The sequence below is a fragment of the Mycolicibacterium wolinskyi genome, assembly GCF_002101965.1.
GTDB classification, from domain to species: domain Bacteria; phylum Actinomycetota; class Actinomycetes; order Mycobacteriales; family Mycobacteriaceae; genus Mycobacterium; species Mycobacterium wolinskyi.
This window is the reverse complement of sequence record NZ_LQQA01000010.1, coordinates 157315-173361: the sequence shown is the minus strand read 5'-3', so window position 1 is coordinate 173361 and position 16047 is coordinate 157315. Positions and strand designations below refer to the sequence as shown.

The 16047-nt window shown below is 65.1% G+C and carries 17 protein-coding genes; 14 read left to right on the top strand and 3 right to left on the bottom strand.

All coding sequences use genetic code 11. The features are described 5' to 3' along the window. Positions 1–42 precede the first annotated feature (42 nt). Positions 43–468, top strand: a complete 426-nt coding sequence (locus AWC31_RS09595; protein WP_133060129.1) for a hypothetical protein — start codon at positions 43–45, stop codon at positions 466–468. 11 nt (positions 469–479) lie between these two features. Here the strand turns inward: AWC31_RS09595 and AWC31_RS09590 are convergent, their stop codons facing one another. Beyond that, entirely contained in the window at positions 480–677 is a 198-nt protein-coding gene (locus tag AWC31_RS09590; RefSeq protein ID WP_133060128.1) for a hypothetical protein, read from the bottom strand. Between the two features lie 91 nt (positions 678–768). On the opposite strand from AWC31_RS09590, the gene AWC31_RS09585 reads away from it, so the two are divergent. From AWC31_RS09585 to AWC31_RS09540, 10 genes are all read left to right on the top strand, one after another. Next, positions 769–2241 carry a pyruvate kinase gene (locus AWC31_RS09585; protein ID WP_085144069.1) on the top strand — a complete coding sequence of 491 codons (1473 nt, stop codon included), beginning with the start codon at positions 769–771 and terminating at the stop codon, positions 2239–2241. Between the two features lie 176 nt (positions 2242–2417). Continuing rightward, positions 2418–3029, top strand: a complete 612-nt coding sequence (locus AWC31_RS09580) for an LGFP repeat-containing protein (RefSeq protein WP_085144068.1) — start codon at positions 2418–2420, stop codon at positions 3027–3029. 54 nt (positions 3030–3083) lie between these two features. Beyond that, entirely contained in the window at positions 3084–3953 is an 870-nt protein-coding gene (locus AWC31_RS09575) for an alpha/beta fold hydrolase (protein WP_234816783.1), read from the top strand. A gap of 71 nt (positions 3954–4024) precedes the next feature. Further along, on the top strand, positions 4025–5215 hold the full coding sequence (locus tag AWC31_RS09570; RefSeq protein WP_085144067.1) for a lipase family protein: 1191 nt from the start codon (positions 4025–4027) through the stop codon (positions 5213–5215). Between the two features lie 103 nt (positions 5216–5318). Further along, complete coding sequence (locus AWC31_RS09565) at positions 5319–6434, top strand: hypothetical protein (protein ID WP_085144066.1); 1116 nt, start codon at positions 5319–5321, stop codon at positions 6432–6434. A 113-nt stretch (positions 6435–6547) separates the two neighbouring features. Continuing rightward, positions 6548–7156, top strand: coding sequence for a TetR/AcrR family transcriptional regulator (locus tag AWC31_RS09560; RefSeq protein WP_085144065.1), 609 nt, complete (start codon positions 6548–6550; stop codon positions 7154–7156). Positions 7157–7166: 10 nt separating this feature from the next. Next, positions 7167–8483: a glycosyltransferase gene (locus tag AWC31_RS09555; RefSeq protein WP_085144064.1), complete on the top strand. Its 1317-nt coding sequence runs from the start codon at positions 7167–7169 to the stop codon at positions 8481–8483. Beyond that, a complete protein-coding gene (locus AWC31_RS09550) occupies positions 8480–9682 on the top strand; it encodes a glucosamine kinase (RefSeq protein ID WP_085144063.1) in 1203 nt (400 codons plus the stop codon). Before AWC31_RS09555 ends, AWC31_RS09550 begins: the two co-directional genes overlap by 4 nt. Beyond that, positions 9679–10656: an SIS domain-containing protein gene (locus AWC31_RS09545; RefSeq protein WP_085144062.1), complete on the top strand. Its 978-nt coding sequence runs from the start codon at positions 9679–9681 to the stop codon at positions 10654–10656. The genes AWC31_RS09550 and AWC31_RS09545 overlap by 4 nt, the downstream gene beginning before the upstream one ends. A 92-nt stretch (positions 10657–10748) precedes the next feature. Continuing rightward, positions 10749–11426: a YczE/YyaS/YitT family protein gene (locus tag AWC31_RS09540; RefSeq protein WP_085144061.1), complete on the top strand. Its 678-nt coding sequence runs from the start codon at positions 10749–10751 to the stop codon at positions 11424–11426. A gap of 18 nt (positions 11427–11444) precedes the next feature. Here the strand turns inward: AWC31_RS09540 and AWC31_RS09535 are convergent, their stop codons facing one another. Both AWC31_RS09535 and AWC31_RS09530 read right to left on the bottom strand, forming a co-directional pair. Beyond that, entirely contained in the window at positions 11445–11741 is a 297-nt protein-coding gene (locus AWC31_RS09535) for a DUF4193 domain-containing protein (RefSeq protein ID WP_067844532.1), read from the bottom strand. 104 nt (positions 11742–11845) lie between these two features. Then, complete coding sequence (locus tag AWC31_RS09530; RefSeq protein ID WP_085144302.1) at positions 11846–12268, bottom strand: YybH family protein; 423 nt, start codon at positions 12266–12268, stop codon at positions 11846–11848. Positions 12269–12548: 280 nt separating this feature from the next. Here AWC31_RS09530 and AWC31_RS09525 point away from each other — a divergent pair, with 280 nt between their 5' ends. From AWC31_RS09525 to AWC31_RS09515, 3 genes are read left to right on the top strand one after another with little or no spacing between them, the layout of a single operon-like run. After that, positions 12549–13976 (top strand): UbiD family decarboxylase, encoded by a 1428-nt coding sequence (locus tag AWC31_RS09525; protein WP_085144060.1) that lies wholly within the window; start codon positions 12549–12551, stop codon positions 13974–13976. 7 nt (positions 13977–13983) lie between these two features. After that, positions 13984–14400, top strand: coding sequence for an SRPBCC family protein (locus AWC31_RS09520; protein WP_085144059.1), 417 nt, complete (start codon positions 13984–13986; stop codon positions 14398–14400). 10 nt (positions 14401–14410) lie between these two features. Continuing rightward, positions 14411–16042, top strand: coding sequence for a UbiD family decarboxylase (locus AWC31_RS09515; protein WP_085144058.1), 1632 nt, complete (start codon positions 14411–14413; stop codon positions 16040–16042). The last annotated feature ends 5 nt before the right edge of the window (positions 16043–16047 follow it).

The window sequence follows — 16047 nt, the reverse complement described above, 5'->3', positions numbered from 1 at the left end:
ATCTGTGGGGATGTGGGTCGACGCCAACTCAGGAGGGCGAAGTTGAGGGTTGTTTTGGGCACGCTCCCGGCGACGGTTCTGGCCGGAGCGGCAGTAGGTTTCGCAAGCCCGGCCGCCGCGGCGGACGATTTCGCCGGTTCTTACCGCTATGACGTGGGCGGGCCATCGACGTGGAGTACCTGGACCGTGACGTCGTGCGGGCCGGGATGCGCCGAAGTGGTCGCAACCGGTGGCGCGGGGTGGGAACGATACGGAGGCCAGGCCCGGTTGGACAGCGGACGGTGGACGATGGTGAGCCCGTGGCCCGATGCGGGGACGTGCGACGGCGTTCCGATGATCGGCACCCGCACCCTCTCATGGGACGCCGCAACATTGGAAGGCAGCGGATTTGCCGATACGGAAGCCAGCGCATGTGGACCCGCGGAACGAAGCGATCCGTGGTCATTCACCTTGACGAAGCTGTCATAGCGCGCGGCCGGCTACGGCCGCTCACGACGCCGTAGCCACGCGAGCACGACGTCCTCGCGAAGGTCGACGTTGGTCTTCTCCTTCACCTGCGCCTTCACCGAGCGCAGACGTGCGTTTTCGTTGCTGGTATCGGGGACTTGGATGGCCGGTCCGACGCGATCGGCCAGAGCGCGCTGACGTTGGGTGTCGAATTCCACGTTTGACCGCATAACCCACCTGCGGCGAGCCCAAAAGTGAATGCCCTCACAGACTCGACGGCGGGCTCCGTTTGAGCATCCACGGTCAGGGCAATCAACGACCATGGCCTCCGACACCAACGTCGATCTCGATGAACTGCAACGCGACATCGACGCGCTGCTCGGCCGCCTCGACGACGCCGAGCGCCAGTGGGCGTCGTGGATCGAACGGACGGTACCCGAGCATCGACGCAGCGCCGTAAACCTCGCGCACTACTGGTCGATCAGGCAATCCGACCTACGGGACCTGCAGGGCCGCCTCGCGGAGTTGGGTCTGTCGTCGCTGGGGCGCAGTGAGGCGCATGTGCAGGCCACGCTGAAACTCGTTTCGGCTGCGCTCAAGTCGATGGCAGGCGCTTCTTATGTGCCGCCTGACGACGTCGTCGTGGGCGTCAGGGAAGGCGCCGAACTTCTCATGCACAATGCGGCCGCACTGTTGGGACCACCGCCCGCGGAGCGCGGTGTCCGCATCATGGTGACGTTGCCGTCCGAGGCGGCCGATGACCCGCAACTCATCGCCGACCTCGTCGACAACGGCATGAACGTCGCCCGCATCAACTGTGCCCATGACGATGCGGCCGCGTGGCGCGAAATGGCTGCCCACGTACGCAAGGCCAGTGACTCGTGCGTGATCGCGATGGATCTCGCCGGACCGAAGCTGCGCACCGGCCCGCTGGAATCCGAGGACGGCGCGCTGCGCCTGCAGTGCGGCGATGTCCTGCGGGTGACGCGCGACTGCTCGCCCGCCCCGGTGGACACCGACGATCCGTGGATCGGCTGCACGCTGCCCGAGGTCTTCGAGCGCGCGGAGAAGGGGCAGCGGGTGCTGTTCGACGACGGCAAGCTCGCCGGCACCATTGCGGACGCCAAGCCTGACGTCCTCGAGGTTCGGATCGACCACCCGGCGCTGAACTCGGCAAAATTAAAGGCCGGCAAAGGAATCAACGTCCCCGACACCGAACTGCCGATCTCGGCGCTGACCGACAAGGACATCGAGGACCTCGGCACGGTTGCCGAAGTGGCTGACGTGGTGGAGTTTTCGTTCGTGCGGACCGCCGACGACATCGACAAGCTGTTCGCCGAACTGGATCGGATCGGCGCCGACCACCTGGGCGTCGTACTCAAGATCGAAACACGACCGGCGTTCGAGAACCTGCCTCAGCTGGTGATGGCGGCAATGGCGCGGCGCAACGTCGGCGTGATGATCGCGCGCGGCGATCTGGCCGTCGAGGTCGGCTACGAACGCATGGCCGAACTGCAGGAGGAGATGCTGTGGCTGTGTGAGGCCGCGCATCTCCCGGTCATCTGGGCGACCCAGGTGTTGGAGCAATTGGCCAAGAAGGGCCAACCGGCGCGCTCGGAGGTCAGCGATGCGTCGATGGGTGTCCGAGCCGAGTGCGTGATGCTCAACAAGGGACCCTACATCGTCGACGCCGTGCAGACGCTGGCCGGCATTCTCGACCGCATGGAAGAGCATCTGTACAAGAAGAACACGCTCCTGCGCACGCTGCGGTCCTGGCGTCCGAACCACGAATAGAAGTGATTCGTCGTTCGCTGGTAAACGCCTGGTGAGGACTGCTGCATGCGGATAGCAAACTACCTGTCTGAGGTATCGCGACCGACTTTTCGCGCGGTATCCCAAATTTGGGCTTGTTGTCCCAAGTGTCCGGTCGGGTGCTGACGAAGCGCGGGCCTCGGTGTTACGTTCGGCAAATGAACGCAAAGCTGATGAAACGCACAGGTGCGGTAGCTGCAGCTTTAGCCATCTCCGGCGCAGCTGCCGTCGCATGCTCGCAAGCAGAAGATGCCACCAAGGACACGCTGTCCAGTGCCTCGAGTGCCGCGTCGTCGGCCGTCGATGCCGGCACGAGCGCAGTGGAATCGGGGGCAAGCTCGGCATCAAGCGCGGTGTCGTCGGCCATCGGCGGCGCGCCCAGCACCATCAACGCACCCGGTGTCGGTGAGGTGACACTCGACGGCCCCACCGCCGAGGCGTACGCGAAGGCCGGCGGCGAGGCCACCCTGGGTCTCCCGACGGCGCAGCCGGAGAAGGTGGGCGATGGCACGGTTCAGGCTTTCGCCAACGGCACTATCTACTCCTCGCCCTCGACCGGCGCTCACGTGGTGCAGGGTGAGATCTTGCGGGTCTACAGCGAAAACGGCGGACCGGCAGGCCAGTTGGGTTTCCCCACCACCGATGAGGCGGAAACAGCAGGCGGGCCGGACGTCGCCAACGGGGGCTGGATCAGCGAGTTCCAGCATGGCACGATCACGTGGTTGAACCACGGTGACGGGACGTTCGCCGAGACCATCACGCCGAAGTAGTCGTGAGCGGCTCCGTCACCGAGCACACGAGAGGTGGCCAAGGTGGCCCAATCGGTGACGACCACAGACGGCCGCAAGCTCACGTACGCCGAAGTCGGCGATCCGCAGGGCCCGCTCGTCATTCACAACCACGGCGGTCCGGGCAGCAGGTACGAGGCGCAGTTCTTCGCGGACGCGGCAACCACGAACCGCCTCCGGCTGATCTGCGTCGACCGGCCGGGTATGGGCGGGTCCACGCCCCAGAAGGCGCGCACGTATGCCGGCTGGGCCGACGACCTGACCAGCATCGCCGACGCGATGGGTTATCGGGAATTCGGCGTGACCGGTTGGTCGGAGGGTGGTCCGTGGGCTCTTGCCGCGGCCGCCTACATCGACCCCACGCGCCTGCGACATGTCACGAGCATCGCGCCCGGCAGTTACGGGGCATTCGGTGACAATTCGGCGGCCCAGTATCTGTCGAAGATCGATGCCTTGGGCGCGACTCTCGCGCTGCGGTTCAAGCCCGGGTTTCGATTGATGTACGCCGGTCTTGGCCTTACCGCCAAGCACTTTGGTGCGAGCTTCGTCAAGCAGACGCGTGCCGCCGTCAACGACTACGACCGGCAGATCCTGCTTCAGCCGGAGAACGAATCCGTGTTCGTCGACGAACTGGCCGAGTGCTTCGCACAGGGCAGTGCGGGGCTGGTACGCGACGCCGAACTGCTGTACCGACGCTGGGCGTTCGACGTGGCGCAGATCGACCGGCCGGTACACATCTGGCAGGGCCTCGACGATCGAATGGTTCCCGATCCAATCAATCGGGCGGTGGCCGACCACATGCCCGGGGCCATCTGGCATCCCGTCGAGGGCGCGGGTCACTTCGTCGCGATCGGCTGCGCTGACGAGATTTTCGGGATTGCGGCCAGAGAACTCGGGTCAGTCTGACGCCGAACGTTGGCTTGTGTGCGAGATTGTGGTGAGAACTCGCACACAAGCCAACGTTGGAGACGCAAGAGATGGTTCGAGTCCTGGCGCTGTTGTCGGTCATCTGGCTCGTCGCCGGCTGCGGCGGAGCCTCCGAGGATGCGTCCGACACCGCACAAGGTGAGCCCGGCGCGGGCACCGTCGTCAAAGAAGCGCCGCTGGACCATCTCGACCAAGCGCTGCGTGATGCGGCCTCGTCGGCCAGGGGTATGACGTATCGGTCGCGCTCCGGAATCGACGATGACAACACCCATGTCACCGGCTCGGTGTTCGTCCCGAAGGGAAACGCACCCGACGGCGGGTTTCCCGTCGTGGCGCTGGCACCTGAGGTCAACGGCACGGCCGCCGATTGCGCTGCATCCCTTTCACCGAACCTGGGCGGCAACTCCGAGACCGTGCAGGAGCTGTTGAAGGCCGGGTTCGTGGTGTTCGTACCCGACTATCAAGGGCTGGGAAAGCCGTCGGACGGCAAGGACATCTATCACCCCTATCTGGATTCCACCACGGCCGGTTACGTCATCATCGACGGTGTGCGGGCGGCTCGGACGATGGTCCCCGAAGCCTCCACATCGTGGGCCGCGCTGGGCAATTACCAAGGGGGACAGGCGGCTTGGGCGGCCAATGAACTCGTGGCGAACTACGGAAGCGGTCTGGAACTGGTGGCCACCGCGAGCCTGTCGCCGATCGCCGACTTCGAAGGGATCGCCGACGCTGCCATGGCGGGCACGTTGACCCCCGACCAGAAGCTCATCTACGTCGCGTTCCTGGCCGCGGTAAAAAACGCGTACCCCTATGACTTCGAACTCGACGACTACCGGCGCGGCGGCGCCGAGCAGCACTGGGATGCGCTGATGTCCTGCAACGCAACCGAACGGATGGGGCTGGCCGCGCAGCTCGGCCCGGATGACCTCAAGCCCGCCTCCCCGGAGGCGCTCGCCGCCCTGCGCGGCTATCTACAGAAAACAACTCTGCCCCAAGGCCCCACGGACGCCCCGATGTATGTCATCTACGGCGGCCGGGATCCGGCGATCCCCGCCGCGTGGACCGACAGCGCGCTGACCCGCGCCTGCCAGATGGGCGACACCGTTCAGATCGCGTTCTGGCCCGATCAAGCCCACCAAGGAACCAGCCCCGTCGCCGCACTGGGCTGGCTCGGCGAACGATTCAAGTCGATACCGTCCGCCAACGACTGCGAAGCGTTCCTCGCGAGCCACACACCATAACGTTCGGCCCGCCAACAGTTTTTCTGCTTCACGCGCGAGCGGCAGCGCAGCAGGCTACAGTTCGCGTGACCTTCAGGAAATTCTCAGGATCGGGGTTGGAGACATGGACGTTTCGCTACGACCGTTGCTCACCACCGGAGTCGCGTTCGTCGGCGCGAGCGCGGTGGCGATGGCCCCGATCACGCCCTCGTGGCCGGCCGAGAATGTGCACGTTGCGACGCCCACGATTTCGACAGAAGTTCAACTCACCGATATCGACATTCCTTACATCCTCACGTTTCCGATAGTGCGACAGGCGCTCTACAACTGGGCTCAAAACTGGGTGGTCTACCTGCGCGGGCTCGCGCAGTCCGGTATCGGGCTGGCCCAATCCGTGGTGGCCATACCCGGCATCGCCGTCGAAATCATTCAGGAGCTGTTCAACCTCGACTTCGTCGGTGCCTTCGACACATTCACGACCGCGGTCCGTGACACCGTCGTCGCAGTGGGACAACCACTGCTGGACTCGGCGATCTGGCGCAATCAGAAGTACCTCGTGGTGCAGGCAGCGCTGTCAGCCGCATGGCCGCAGGCGGTCATCGACGTGGCCAACGGATTCCTCGACGCCGGCGGCGGAGTCGCGAACGCCTTCATCCAGGGCACGCAAGATCTCGTTGCCGCCGTGCTCACGTTCGACCTCGGCACCATCGTCGATGCCGCTATCGACGGCACCCGGAACTTCCTGATCTCCCTCGGCGACGGCGCCCGCTTGATCGTCGATGGCATCGAGGCGGCGCAGCTCGGCATCTCCACCGCACTCGCGACCGAGCCGCCACCGCCGCCCACGTTCGGCACATCTGAAGTGAGCACGCCCGCGGTAGACGCAACGTTCGGTCTCGGCACGCCGGTAAAGACCGTCACACTCGACACCCCCGCAGTGAGCGAGGAGAAGGTCGAGACCGTACCCGAGGCTGAACCGGAAGCGCCGGTCAAAGCGGTTGAAGAATCGGATGTTTCACCGGTGGCCGATGTTCCCGAGACGGAGCCGTCCGCCGATGCGCCGAAGAAGCCGGTACGAGCCACTCCCGTCAAGGACGCGGTGAAGCGCATCGAGGCGTCCGTCAAGAACCTGAGTGACCGAGTGACCGCCGGTATCAAGAAGCATGCCGAGGACAAGAGAGCTTCGAACGCGACGCAGGATGCTGGCGAAGATGCGAAGGCCGCGTCTACTGCGCCTTGATTCAGGGCGGATGCCGCCGTTAAACGCAGCTCACATGTAAAACCTGGATACAAACTGCATCGAAGTTCAGGAAAATTCAGCGGGCCGCCTGCAGAGCTTGGCACCATGGGCGCGTGCCTGTGAGCCGAGCCGAACGCCGTGAGCGATTGCTGCGTGCTGCGCAGACCGCGGTGATGAAGCACGGTGCCGACGTCCAGCTCAAGCAGGTGGCGGCGGAGGCAGGCTTGACGCCGGGGGCGGTGCTCTATCACTTTCCCGACATCCAGACCCTGCTCGTCGAGGCCAATCGGGCCGGCATCGAGCGGTTCTATGACGCGCGGCTGCGTGCGATCGACGGCGTCGCCGAGCCTGATCGAAAGCTCGTGATCACCATCGAATCCGGTCTGCCCACCGATTCTGACGACCCCGACGTCAAACTCATGTGCGCGCTCGGCGGGGCGGCCGCGCGCTACCCCGCATATGCGGTCATGCTCACCGCGCTCTATGACCGCCAGGTGGCGATGTATCAGATCATCCTGGAAACCGGTGCCGCCCAAGGTGTTTTCGCCCTGACATCGTCGTCGCTGACGACCGCGCGCAACATCGTCGCGCTGGAAGATGCGTACGGCTATCGCATGGTGGCGCGGCACCCGAGCCTCGATGCCGCGGCGGCGATCGAACTGATCTGTGACTACGCGCGGGTGGCGACCGGCCATCCGCTTCCCCGTCCCGTCCGAGCATGAAGGGCTGCCCATGACGTCATCCAACACCCGGCCATTGACCATCATGTTCTGGCCCGAATCGGCTTACGGGCCAACGAATCAGTGCATCGGGCTGGCAGCCGTACTGCGTGACCGCGGCCATAGGATCGTGTTCGCGGCCGAGAGCTCGTGGGCGGGCAAGCTCGCTCCGTTCGGCTTCATCGAAGAACTGGTCGATCTGGCCGAGCCTACCGCGGGAGGCGAAGACGACGACGCGGGCAAGTTCTGGACGGACTTCATCGCCGAGACCGCACCGGAATTCCGCAAGCCCACGATCGAGCAACTCGAAACCTTCATCCAGCCCACGTATCAGGCGCTCATCGACGGGGCCAAATACTGTGAGCCCGGGCTGCGGGAGATCATCGCCACGCATCGGCCCGACGTCATCGTCGAGGACAACGTCGTACTCTTCCCGGCTCTTGCCACCGCGGGCGCCCCGTTCGTGCGGATCGTCTCTTGCAGCCCCCTCGAGATCTCCAGCCCCCGCGTGCCTCCGCCGTTTTCGGGTCTGCCGAGTGCGGACTCGTCGCAGTGGGAGGCCTACCGCGCCGAGCTGAATCGGACGCACCGGGAGATGTGGACAGACTTCAACGCGTGGGTACAGGCGCAGGGCGCAGACCCGTTACCCGACCTGGAATTCATGCCTCGCGCGAACGCCGCGAACCTCTATGTGTACCCGGCCGAGGCAGACTATCTGCAAGCCCGCCCGCTCGATGACAGCTGGATCCGGATGGACTCGAGTGTCCGCGAGACCGACGACGAGTACGTCGTTCCCGGGCAGATCGCCGATCGGCCCGGTGACAGTGCGGTCATCTACCTTTCGCTGGGTTCGCTCGGCGGAGCCGACGTGGAACTGATGCAACGTCTCGTCGACGTGCTCGGTAAGACCCGGCACCGCTTCATCGTCAGCAAGGGACCGCAAGCCGATCGAATCACCCTGGCCGACAACATGGTCGGTGAGCAGATGCTGCCGCAGACCAAGGTGATCCCACAGGTCGATCTGGTGATCTCCCACGGCGGTAACAACACCGTCACCGAAACGCTGCATTTCGGCAAGCCGCTCATCGTGTTGCCGCTGTTCTGGGACCAGTACGAAAACGCCCAGCGCATCGATGAACTCGGTTTCGGGATACGGCTCGACACCTACGCGTTCGACGACGCCGAACTCACCGACGCGGTCGACCGTCTGCTGGCCGACACCGAGCTACGCGCCAAGCTGGCCGACATCGGCGCCGCGATCCGGGCGCGTGATGGGCTGCGTGTCGGAGCCGACGCCATCGAGCGTGTCGGCCTGGAACACCAGACGTGATCGAACTCGACCACCTCGATCTCGGACCAGGCCGACGGTTGGTCGTCACGACCAGCCCCGACGGCCTGGCCGCCGTCCCCGCAGTGCGCGATCCAGACGGCGACTGGCGCCGCGCGCGGCCTGGCGACGGTGGCGCCGAAGCCATGCTGGACATGTTGTGCAGCGTGAGAGGTTCAGCGAAAAGCGGTGCCTTCACGGTGATTTCGTGGACCGGGCGCAGCGCTGCGGGGGAGCGGCCCATCACGGTCGATCAGACCAACGAGTCGGTCATCGTCGGCGACGCCGCCGTCGTCAAATGGGCAACCCACCTCCAGAGCGGCCCCCACCCGGCGCCCCACCGCATCAGCGCGTTGCGCGCCGCGGGATTCCGCGGCATGCCCGCTCCGTGGGGTCTGGTGACCTGGCGACCCGCGGACGGGGACGAAACGCTCGTCGCGACCATCGACGAGTATCTGCCCGGTGCCGTCGACGGCTGGACCTGGGCCGTGGATCTCGTGACAGATGCAGCGCGGGCGGGCCGCCCAGAGCGGATCCGGGACGCCGCGGCTGACGTGGGTGCCCTCATCGCCGAACTCCATGCGGCTCTGGCGGGTACCGCATCGGTCGCCGATCAGACCGAGGTGGCCCGATGGCGCGACGCCGCATTCGAGACGCTGGAAACCGCGGTGTCCCTGAGTGCCTCCGTTTGCCGGGCGGTGCTGCGCGACCGGCGCGCGGAGATCGAGCAGATCCTCGACGGGCTCGGCGATCTCGGCGGAACGCCGGTGATAGAAGGGCACGGCGACCTTCATGTCGGCCAGGTGCTGTTGGCGGACGGCCGGTTCGTGATCACCGACTTCGATGGCAATCCCGTGCTCGCGGCCGAGGAACGGATGAAACCGATACCCGCCGCGCTCGACGTCGCAGGCATGGTTCAGTCGTTCGCCCACGTCGCGATCGTCGCCCGCAAGTACACCGAGCTCGATGGAGCCACCCTCGCCGAGGTGAACACGCTCACGCGGAGGACACTCCTGGACAGTTACACCACCCGGCTCACCGAGCTGGGACATGCAGAGAGCTACGATCCCGCTGCGCTGCGGGCGCTTCGCCTGCAGCAGGTGCTGCGTGAAATCATCTACGCAGCACGGCATTTACCGCGCTGGATGTATGTGCCCGACGCGGCGTTGCCCGCATTGCTCGACGAAGGGAGCGCCCCGTGAATCCGGATGCCTTCTACACCGACCTGCAGCGCAAACCGGAAACCCTCACCCGGCTCGCCGACACGCTGACACAAGGCAATCCATGGGCAGACGTCGTGCCGTCGGACGTCGAGCGCGTCGTGCTGCTCGGCATGGGATCGTCGGCCTACGCCGGCGGGGTGGCCGCTGCGCGGATGCGGACACGCGGGATGGTCGCCGTGTCGGAGCTCGCGTCGTCGCAACTGTTGCCGACCTGGGGGAGAGGCACGCTCGTGGTGGCGATCTCGGCCACCGGGGGTTCGGCGGAAACCCTTGATGCGCTTGACCGTATGCAAAGCGTGAACAACGAAGCGGTCTTCGTCGCCCTGACGAACACGCCCGGATCGGTGCTCTCGGAGCGTTGTGGTGCCGTCGTCGACCTGGCGGCCGACAAGGAGGAAGGCGGCGTCGCCTGCCGCAGCTATCAGCACACCCTCGCGCTGCTGCTTGCCCTCGAATACCAGCTCTCAGGCGAGGACAGCCACCCGCTCGTGGCCGCCATCAGTGCGGCGGCCACCGCGAGTGCGCATCTGCTCGACACCGAATCGGACTGGCGGCCAGCGGCTACCGATCTGCTGCTGGGCCCTGCCGGCACGCACCTCGCGGCACCGGCGCACCGGTTCTCCTCCGCCCAACAGGGCGCTCTCATGCTCCGTGAGGGACCCCGGCTCGGTGCGGTGGGCTGTGAGACGGGCGACTGGAGCCACGTCGACGTGTACCTGACGAAGACGACCGACTACCGGCTGCTCGTGTTCGCCGGATCTCCGTGGGAGGCCCAACTTTCCGAGTGGACCACGATGCGGAGCAGCACCGTTGTGGGCGTCGGCGGTGACGTGCCGGGCACGCAGTTGACGCTGCGCTATCCCGGCGACGACGCCGACGATGTTCGGTTGTTGACCGAGACGCTGGTGCCGGAACTGATCGCGGCCCGAGCGTGGCAGGCGCACAGCCAGTGACTCGACCGGCTTGCGCGCCGTAGTGAAATCCACCCGGATCGACCCGCATTCCATGGCAAAGTCGGCAGCAGGCTGCCGTCGGAAGGGGGAACGTGGCGAACCGGGAGAACCACTATTGGCGGCGCGCCTTCTGGGCGTTCGTGGGGGTCGCCGTGCTCGGATTCGGGTCTGCGGTGTTGCGCGTCGCGCAGGTGGGCGTCGACCCTTACACCGCCGCCAACATCGGCATCAGCAACACGATCGGCCTCGACCTGGGCACCTATCAACTCATCAGCAACGCGGTGCTGCTGATCCCGATCCTGTTGTTCGGCCGGATGTACATCGGGATCGGTTCGGTCATCAACATGGTGATGACCGGCTACTTCATCCAGTGGTTCTCAGCGTTGTTGACCCCGCTTGTTCCGGGCGAGCCGACCCGGCTGGAGCAGACCGTGATGTTCCTGATCGGGATCACGCTGTTCGCCGCGGGCGCGTCGATGTACATGACCGCCGCCCTTGGCAACTCCCCATACGACGCGATCGCCCCGATCATCGTCGACCACACGCGCCTGCCCTATCGAGTGGTGCGCGTGGCCCAGGACCTCACGTTCGTGGCGCTGGCCCTGGCGTTCCACGGGCAGGTCGGCATCGGAACCGTCATGACCGCGTTCTTCGCCGGTCCGCTCATCGATTTCTTCACCGAGAAAGTCAACAAACCCTTGATGAAAAAAGACCTCGAAGCTCTGAGCGCGTTCCAGGAACGCGTCGCGACAACCCGCTGGCATTTCTGACAGCGGGACGCCGCCGCGTCACACGCAGTCGACGCAGACTTGCTCGTTGCCGCGCTGCAGGGCGAGGCGGTTGCGATGCTGCACGAGGAAGCAGCTCGAGCACGTGAACTCGTCGGCCTGCTTGGGGATCACCCGGACGGTGAGTTCCTCACCGGTCAGGTCCGCGTCGGGCAGATCGAACGAATCGACGGTCTCGTCCTCGTCGATCACTGCCGTGTCGACGGAAGCCCGTCGCTGGGTGGCCAGTTCCTCGAGTGACTCGTCGCCGACCTCATCAGCTTCTTTGGTGCGAGGCGCGTCGTAGTCGGTAGCCATTGGTGATCCTCCCTCTATAGGCCGGTGCTTGGGCAACGTCGCTGAGGCGTCCGTTGTTCCCCGTGCGGACCGGATGTAAACGTGGATAGCTGTCAGACGATGAATCAGGGCGTCAGGTTCACCATCGCCTTGCCGAATTCGAGGTCTGCAGGCACTGACACGTGGTCGTGCGTGACGAGCCAAACTCCGTCGACACGCGTGAAGCACGCCGTCCACCGAACCCACATGTCGGTCACGCGGCCGCTCACAAGAGTCCCGCTGACGTGATTGAGGCTGTGAACGAACGCGACATCTCCCTGTGTTGTGACGTTCAACTCATGGACGTCATAGGCGATGGGTCCGGCGTAGGCGGCGAAGAATTCGTCCCAGGCGCGTCGCTTGTTGTCGCGGCCGGTGTACCGCAGCGGTGCGCCGAGGTCGAACGACACGACATCCGGCGCATACAGGGACGCGAGCGTGTCGATGTCGCGCGAGCGGACAGCGCCCACCGCGTCGTCGATGCGCTGACGAATGACGGCTTCAGCCATGAGATCCTCCCTTCCGGCCGGCATGCGGCAGAGACACCGTAGGCGATGGCCGAACGACCGCTACAAGCAGGGCATTGACGTCGTCGTCAGTTCGAAACGCGCGGATGACGTTGCCGGACCATTCGGTCCCGCCACTCGTCCGTCTGCGGCCGGCCTCTGCAAGCCCCTGTCCAGCAACGTGTTTGCCGATTCGGCTCGCGGAAACGGGGGGTCTCGGCAACGATGACACCGTACTTCTTGGTTTCGCTGGACTCGCCCCGCAGAGAGATGAGGCTCCCTCGTGCCGTACCAGGATTTCCGGGAGTTCCTCGATGCGCTGCGTGCGCGGGGCGAACTCATCGACGTCGACCGTCCTGTCGCACTCGAACTCGAGGTGGCGAAGGCCATGCGCAAGAGCGCAGCGGTGGCCGGCCCGGCGATCGTGTTCACGAACAACGGCAGCGAGTTTCCGTTGGTCGGCGGGGTGTACAACTCACGGGCCAAGGCCCTGATCGCCTATGGCTGCGACGAGGACACGGTCGTGGAACACATCCTGCACGGACTCGCCCAGCGCATCCCGCCCGTGGTCATCGAGCACGCGCCGGTGCACGAAAACGTCATCCTCGGCGACGACGTCGACCTTGCGACGCTGCCGGTGCCGAGGTACAGCCCCGACGACGGGGGCCCCTACATCACGGCCGGCATCGTGGTCAGCCGTGACCCGGACAGCGGCACACCCGACATCGGCCATTACCGCTTCGAGATCATCGACAAGCACACCATGTCGTTTCTGGCCATGCCGAATCACCGATTCGGAAAGAACCTCGCGAAGGCCGCTGCGCGGGGGCAGAAGAGCTTCCGGGCCGCGCTGGTGATCGGTGTCGACCCGATGCTGGCCTACACCGGCCCCATCCAAGTTCCCGAAGACACCAACGATTTCGAGGTTGCGGGCGGACTGCGCGGTGCGCCGGTCGAGTTGGTGAAGTGCCGCGCGATCGATCTGGAAGTGCCCGCGCACGCCGAGTTCGTCATCGAGTTCGAGGTGGATTTCGACCACACTGTCTTCGAGGGGCCCCTCGGCGAGTACACCGGCTACTACACGCCGGGCTCGATGAAACCGATCGCCCGTCCGCTTGCGCTGACGCATCGGGACAAACCGTATTTCCAGGCGCTGCTCACCGGGAAGCCGACAACCGAGAACCACGTTCTCAAGCAGCTGGCGTTCGAAGCCTCGTTTCTCGACTCGATGCGAAAGACGTTCCCGACGATCGAGCGAGTCGCCATTCCGCCGTCCGGCGGGGTGAATTTCCGGGTCGTGATGGCCATGCGGCCCCGATTCGCCGGCGAGGCGCGCAACGCCATCCTGACGGCGATGGGATCCAACGTGCGGCCAAAGACGGTGATCGTGGTCGACCCGGACATCGATGTACAGAATTCCGGGGAGGTGGAGTGGGCGCTGGCCTTTCGGACGCAGCCCGCGCGCGACGTCATCATCGTCGATGACCTGCCAGGCGGGCCGCTCGATCCGACGCTCGACGACACACTGCCACCGGACCGCCGTACCGGATCGGCACTCGGCATCGACGCGACCTACCCATATGGAACTGCCGTCAAGGTGGCCGGTGAAGCATGCGGTCCCGCACAGGCCGAGCACGGCCGGGAGTTCGTCGAGGTGGCCGACGTTCCCGGATGGCGTGACTATGCATTCCCAGAACTCGACGCGAGGTAGGAGAACAGTGCCCCAAATCGACCACGAGATCAAAGTTTCCGCCCCTCCGGAGCGCGTGTTCGCGGCTCTGGCGACACTCGAGGGCGTCAAGGGCTGGCACACACCGAACGCATCGGGCGACGGATCGGTCGGCAGCGAATGGGTGTTCGCCTTCGCCGACCATCCGGAGTTCAGATGGGAGATCACGCTATCCGACCCGGGTCGGGTGGCCTGGCGATGCACGCGAGGGCCCGGCGATTCAGTCGGCACTACTGCAACCTTCGTCATCACGCCCGTCGCCGACCGCACGCTGCTGGAACTTCAACATGCCGGCTGGCCCGGCACGCACGGAAACTTCCGCAAGTGCAACACGACGTGGGGCGTGCTGTTGCACCACCTGCGCGACTATGCCGAGACCGGCTACGCCGCACCGGCATTCGACTAGGGGGACGGCCGTGCCACAACAGAACCTGAGCGACTTTGTCGACGACATGGAAAAGGCGGGCATGCTCGTCCGCATCACCGAAGAGAAGCGGGTGGACGAACTGCCCGCGGTCATGGAGGCCAACCCGCTCACGGCCGTCCTGGTGGAGAACGTCAAGGACTGCGAGTTCCAGTTCCTGGCCAACGCGTACTCGAACCAGGATCAGACCGCGTGGGCGCTCGGGTGCGACAAGAGCCGCAGCGGGCTCGTCATGAGCGAACTCGCCAAGGGGCGTGTGAAGCCCGAGATCGTCGACACCGCACCGTGTAAGGAGGTCGTCCTGATCGGCGACGAGGTCGACCTGACCCGACTGCCGCTGTTTTTGCATCACGACCGGGACGGTCACGCATTCACCAACGACAACCTGGTGATCAGCAAGCATCCCGACACCGGTGTCTACGACTGGGGCATCTACCGCAGCATGTTCCGGTCGAAGAACGAGAAGATGTTCGACATGACGTGCACGTCGCACCGTCAGCGCCTGAATGCCATTGCCGCGCAGGACAAAGGCGAGAATCTCGAAGTCGCCATCGTGATCGGCGGTCCGATCGTCGACAAGATCGCCTCACTGACGGGGGTACCGCCGGACACCGACGATTTCGAGGTGCTCGGCAGCTTCTACGGACATCCCGCCAAGCTGGTGAAGTGCGAGACCATCGACGTCCTCGTCCCCGCCAACGCCGAGATCGTCCTCGAATGCGAACTGATGGCCAGCGAGGGGCTGACGCACGACGAGGGGCCCTACGGCGAGTTCACCGGAATGTACGGCGGTGGCATCAAGAAGAACTACCGCGCGGTCGTCAAGGCCATGACGTACCGCAAGGGCGGTATCTACCAGCACGCCACGATCGGTGGAACCCACCCTTGGTACACCGACAACATGCTGCAGCTGCCTGCGCTGGAGGCCGACATCTTCGGCGCGCTCAAGTTCGCCGGCATCGACGTCAAGGAGGTGCGCTGCGATCTCGGCGGTTTGTCGAACATCGCCTACGCCAAGATCAAGCCCAACGGGGCGGGCGACGGCAAGCAGGCGCTCGGCATCATGCTGACGTGCTCCAAACTCGCATTGCCGAAGATCGCCATGGTGTTCGACGAAGACATCGACATCTGGGACGACAACGCGGTGAAGTTCGCGATGGCTTTCCGATTCATGCCACATCTCGACACGATCATCATCCCGGGCTGCAACACCATGACCGTCGACCCGATGATCGGATCCGACGTCGCGCCGGGTACGGCGTCGAAGATGGGCATGGACTGCACGATTCCCATGGGGCCGCAGTTTTCTCGCGAGCATTTCGACCGCAGCACGGTCTTCGTGCTCGGTGATCCGCCGCCCGACGTCGTGGCGATGACCGAGGTCGAACTGACGTCTGACATGGAGGCCCTGATCGGCGAGGCGCCCCGCACCTGGAAGGAGATCCTGCAGCACTACAACGGTCAGCCGTACCCGGTCATCTATCGCGCCTTCAGCAATCTGCGCCCGCGGCTCGGCCGCTGCGATGACGCCCCGTGGTACCGCTACACATTCTCCGACAGCGACTTCGCCGCCGAGGTCCCCGATCCCAAGCTCTCGAACTTTGACCCACGGCATCGCATCTGAACAGT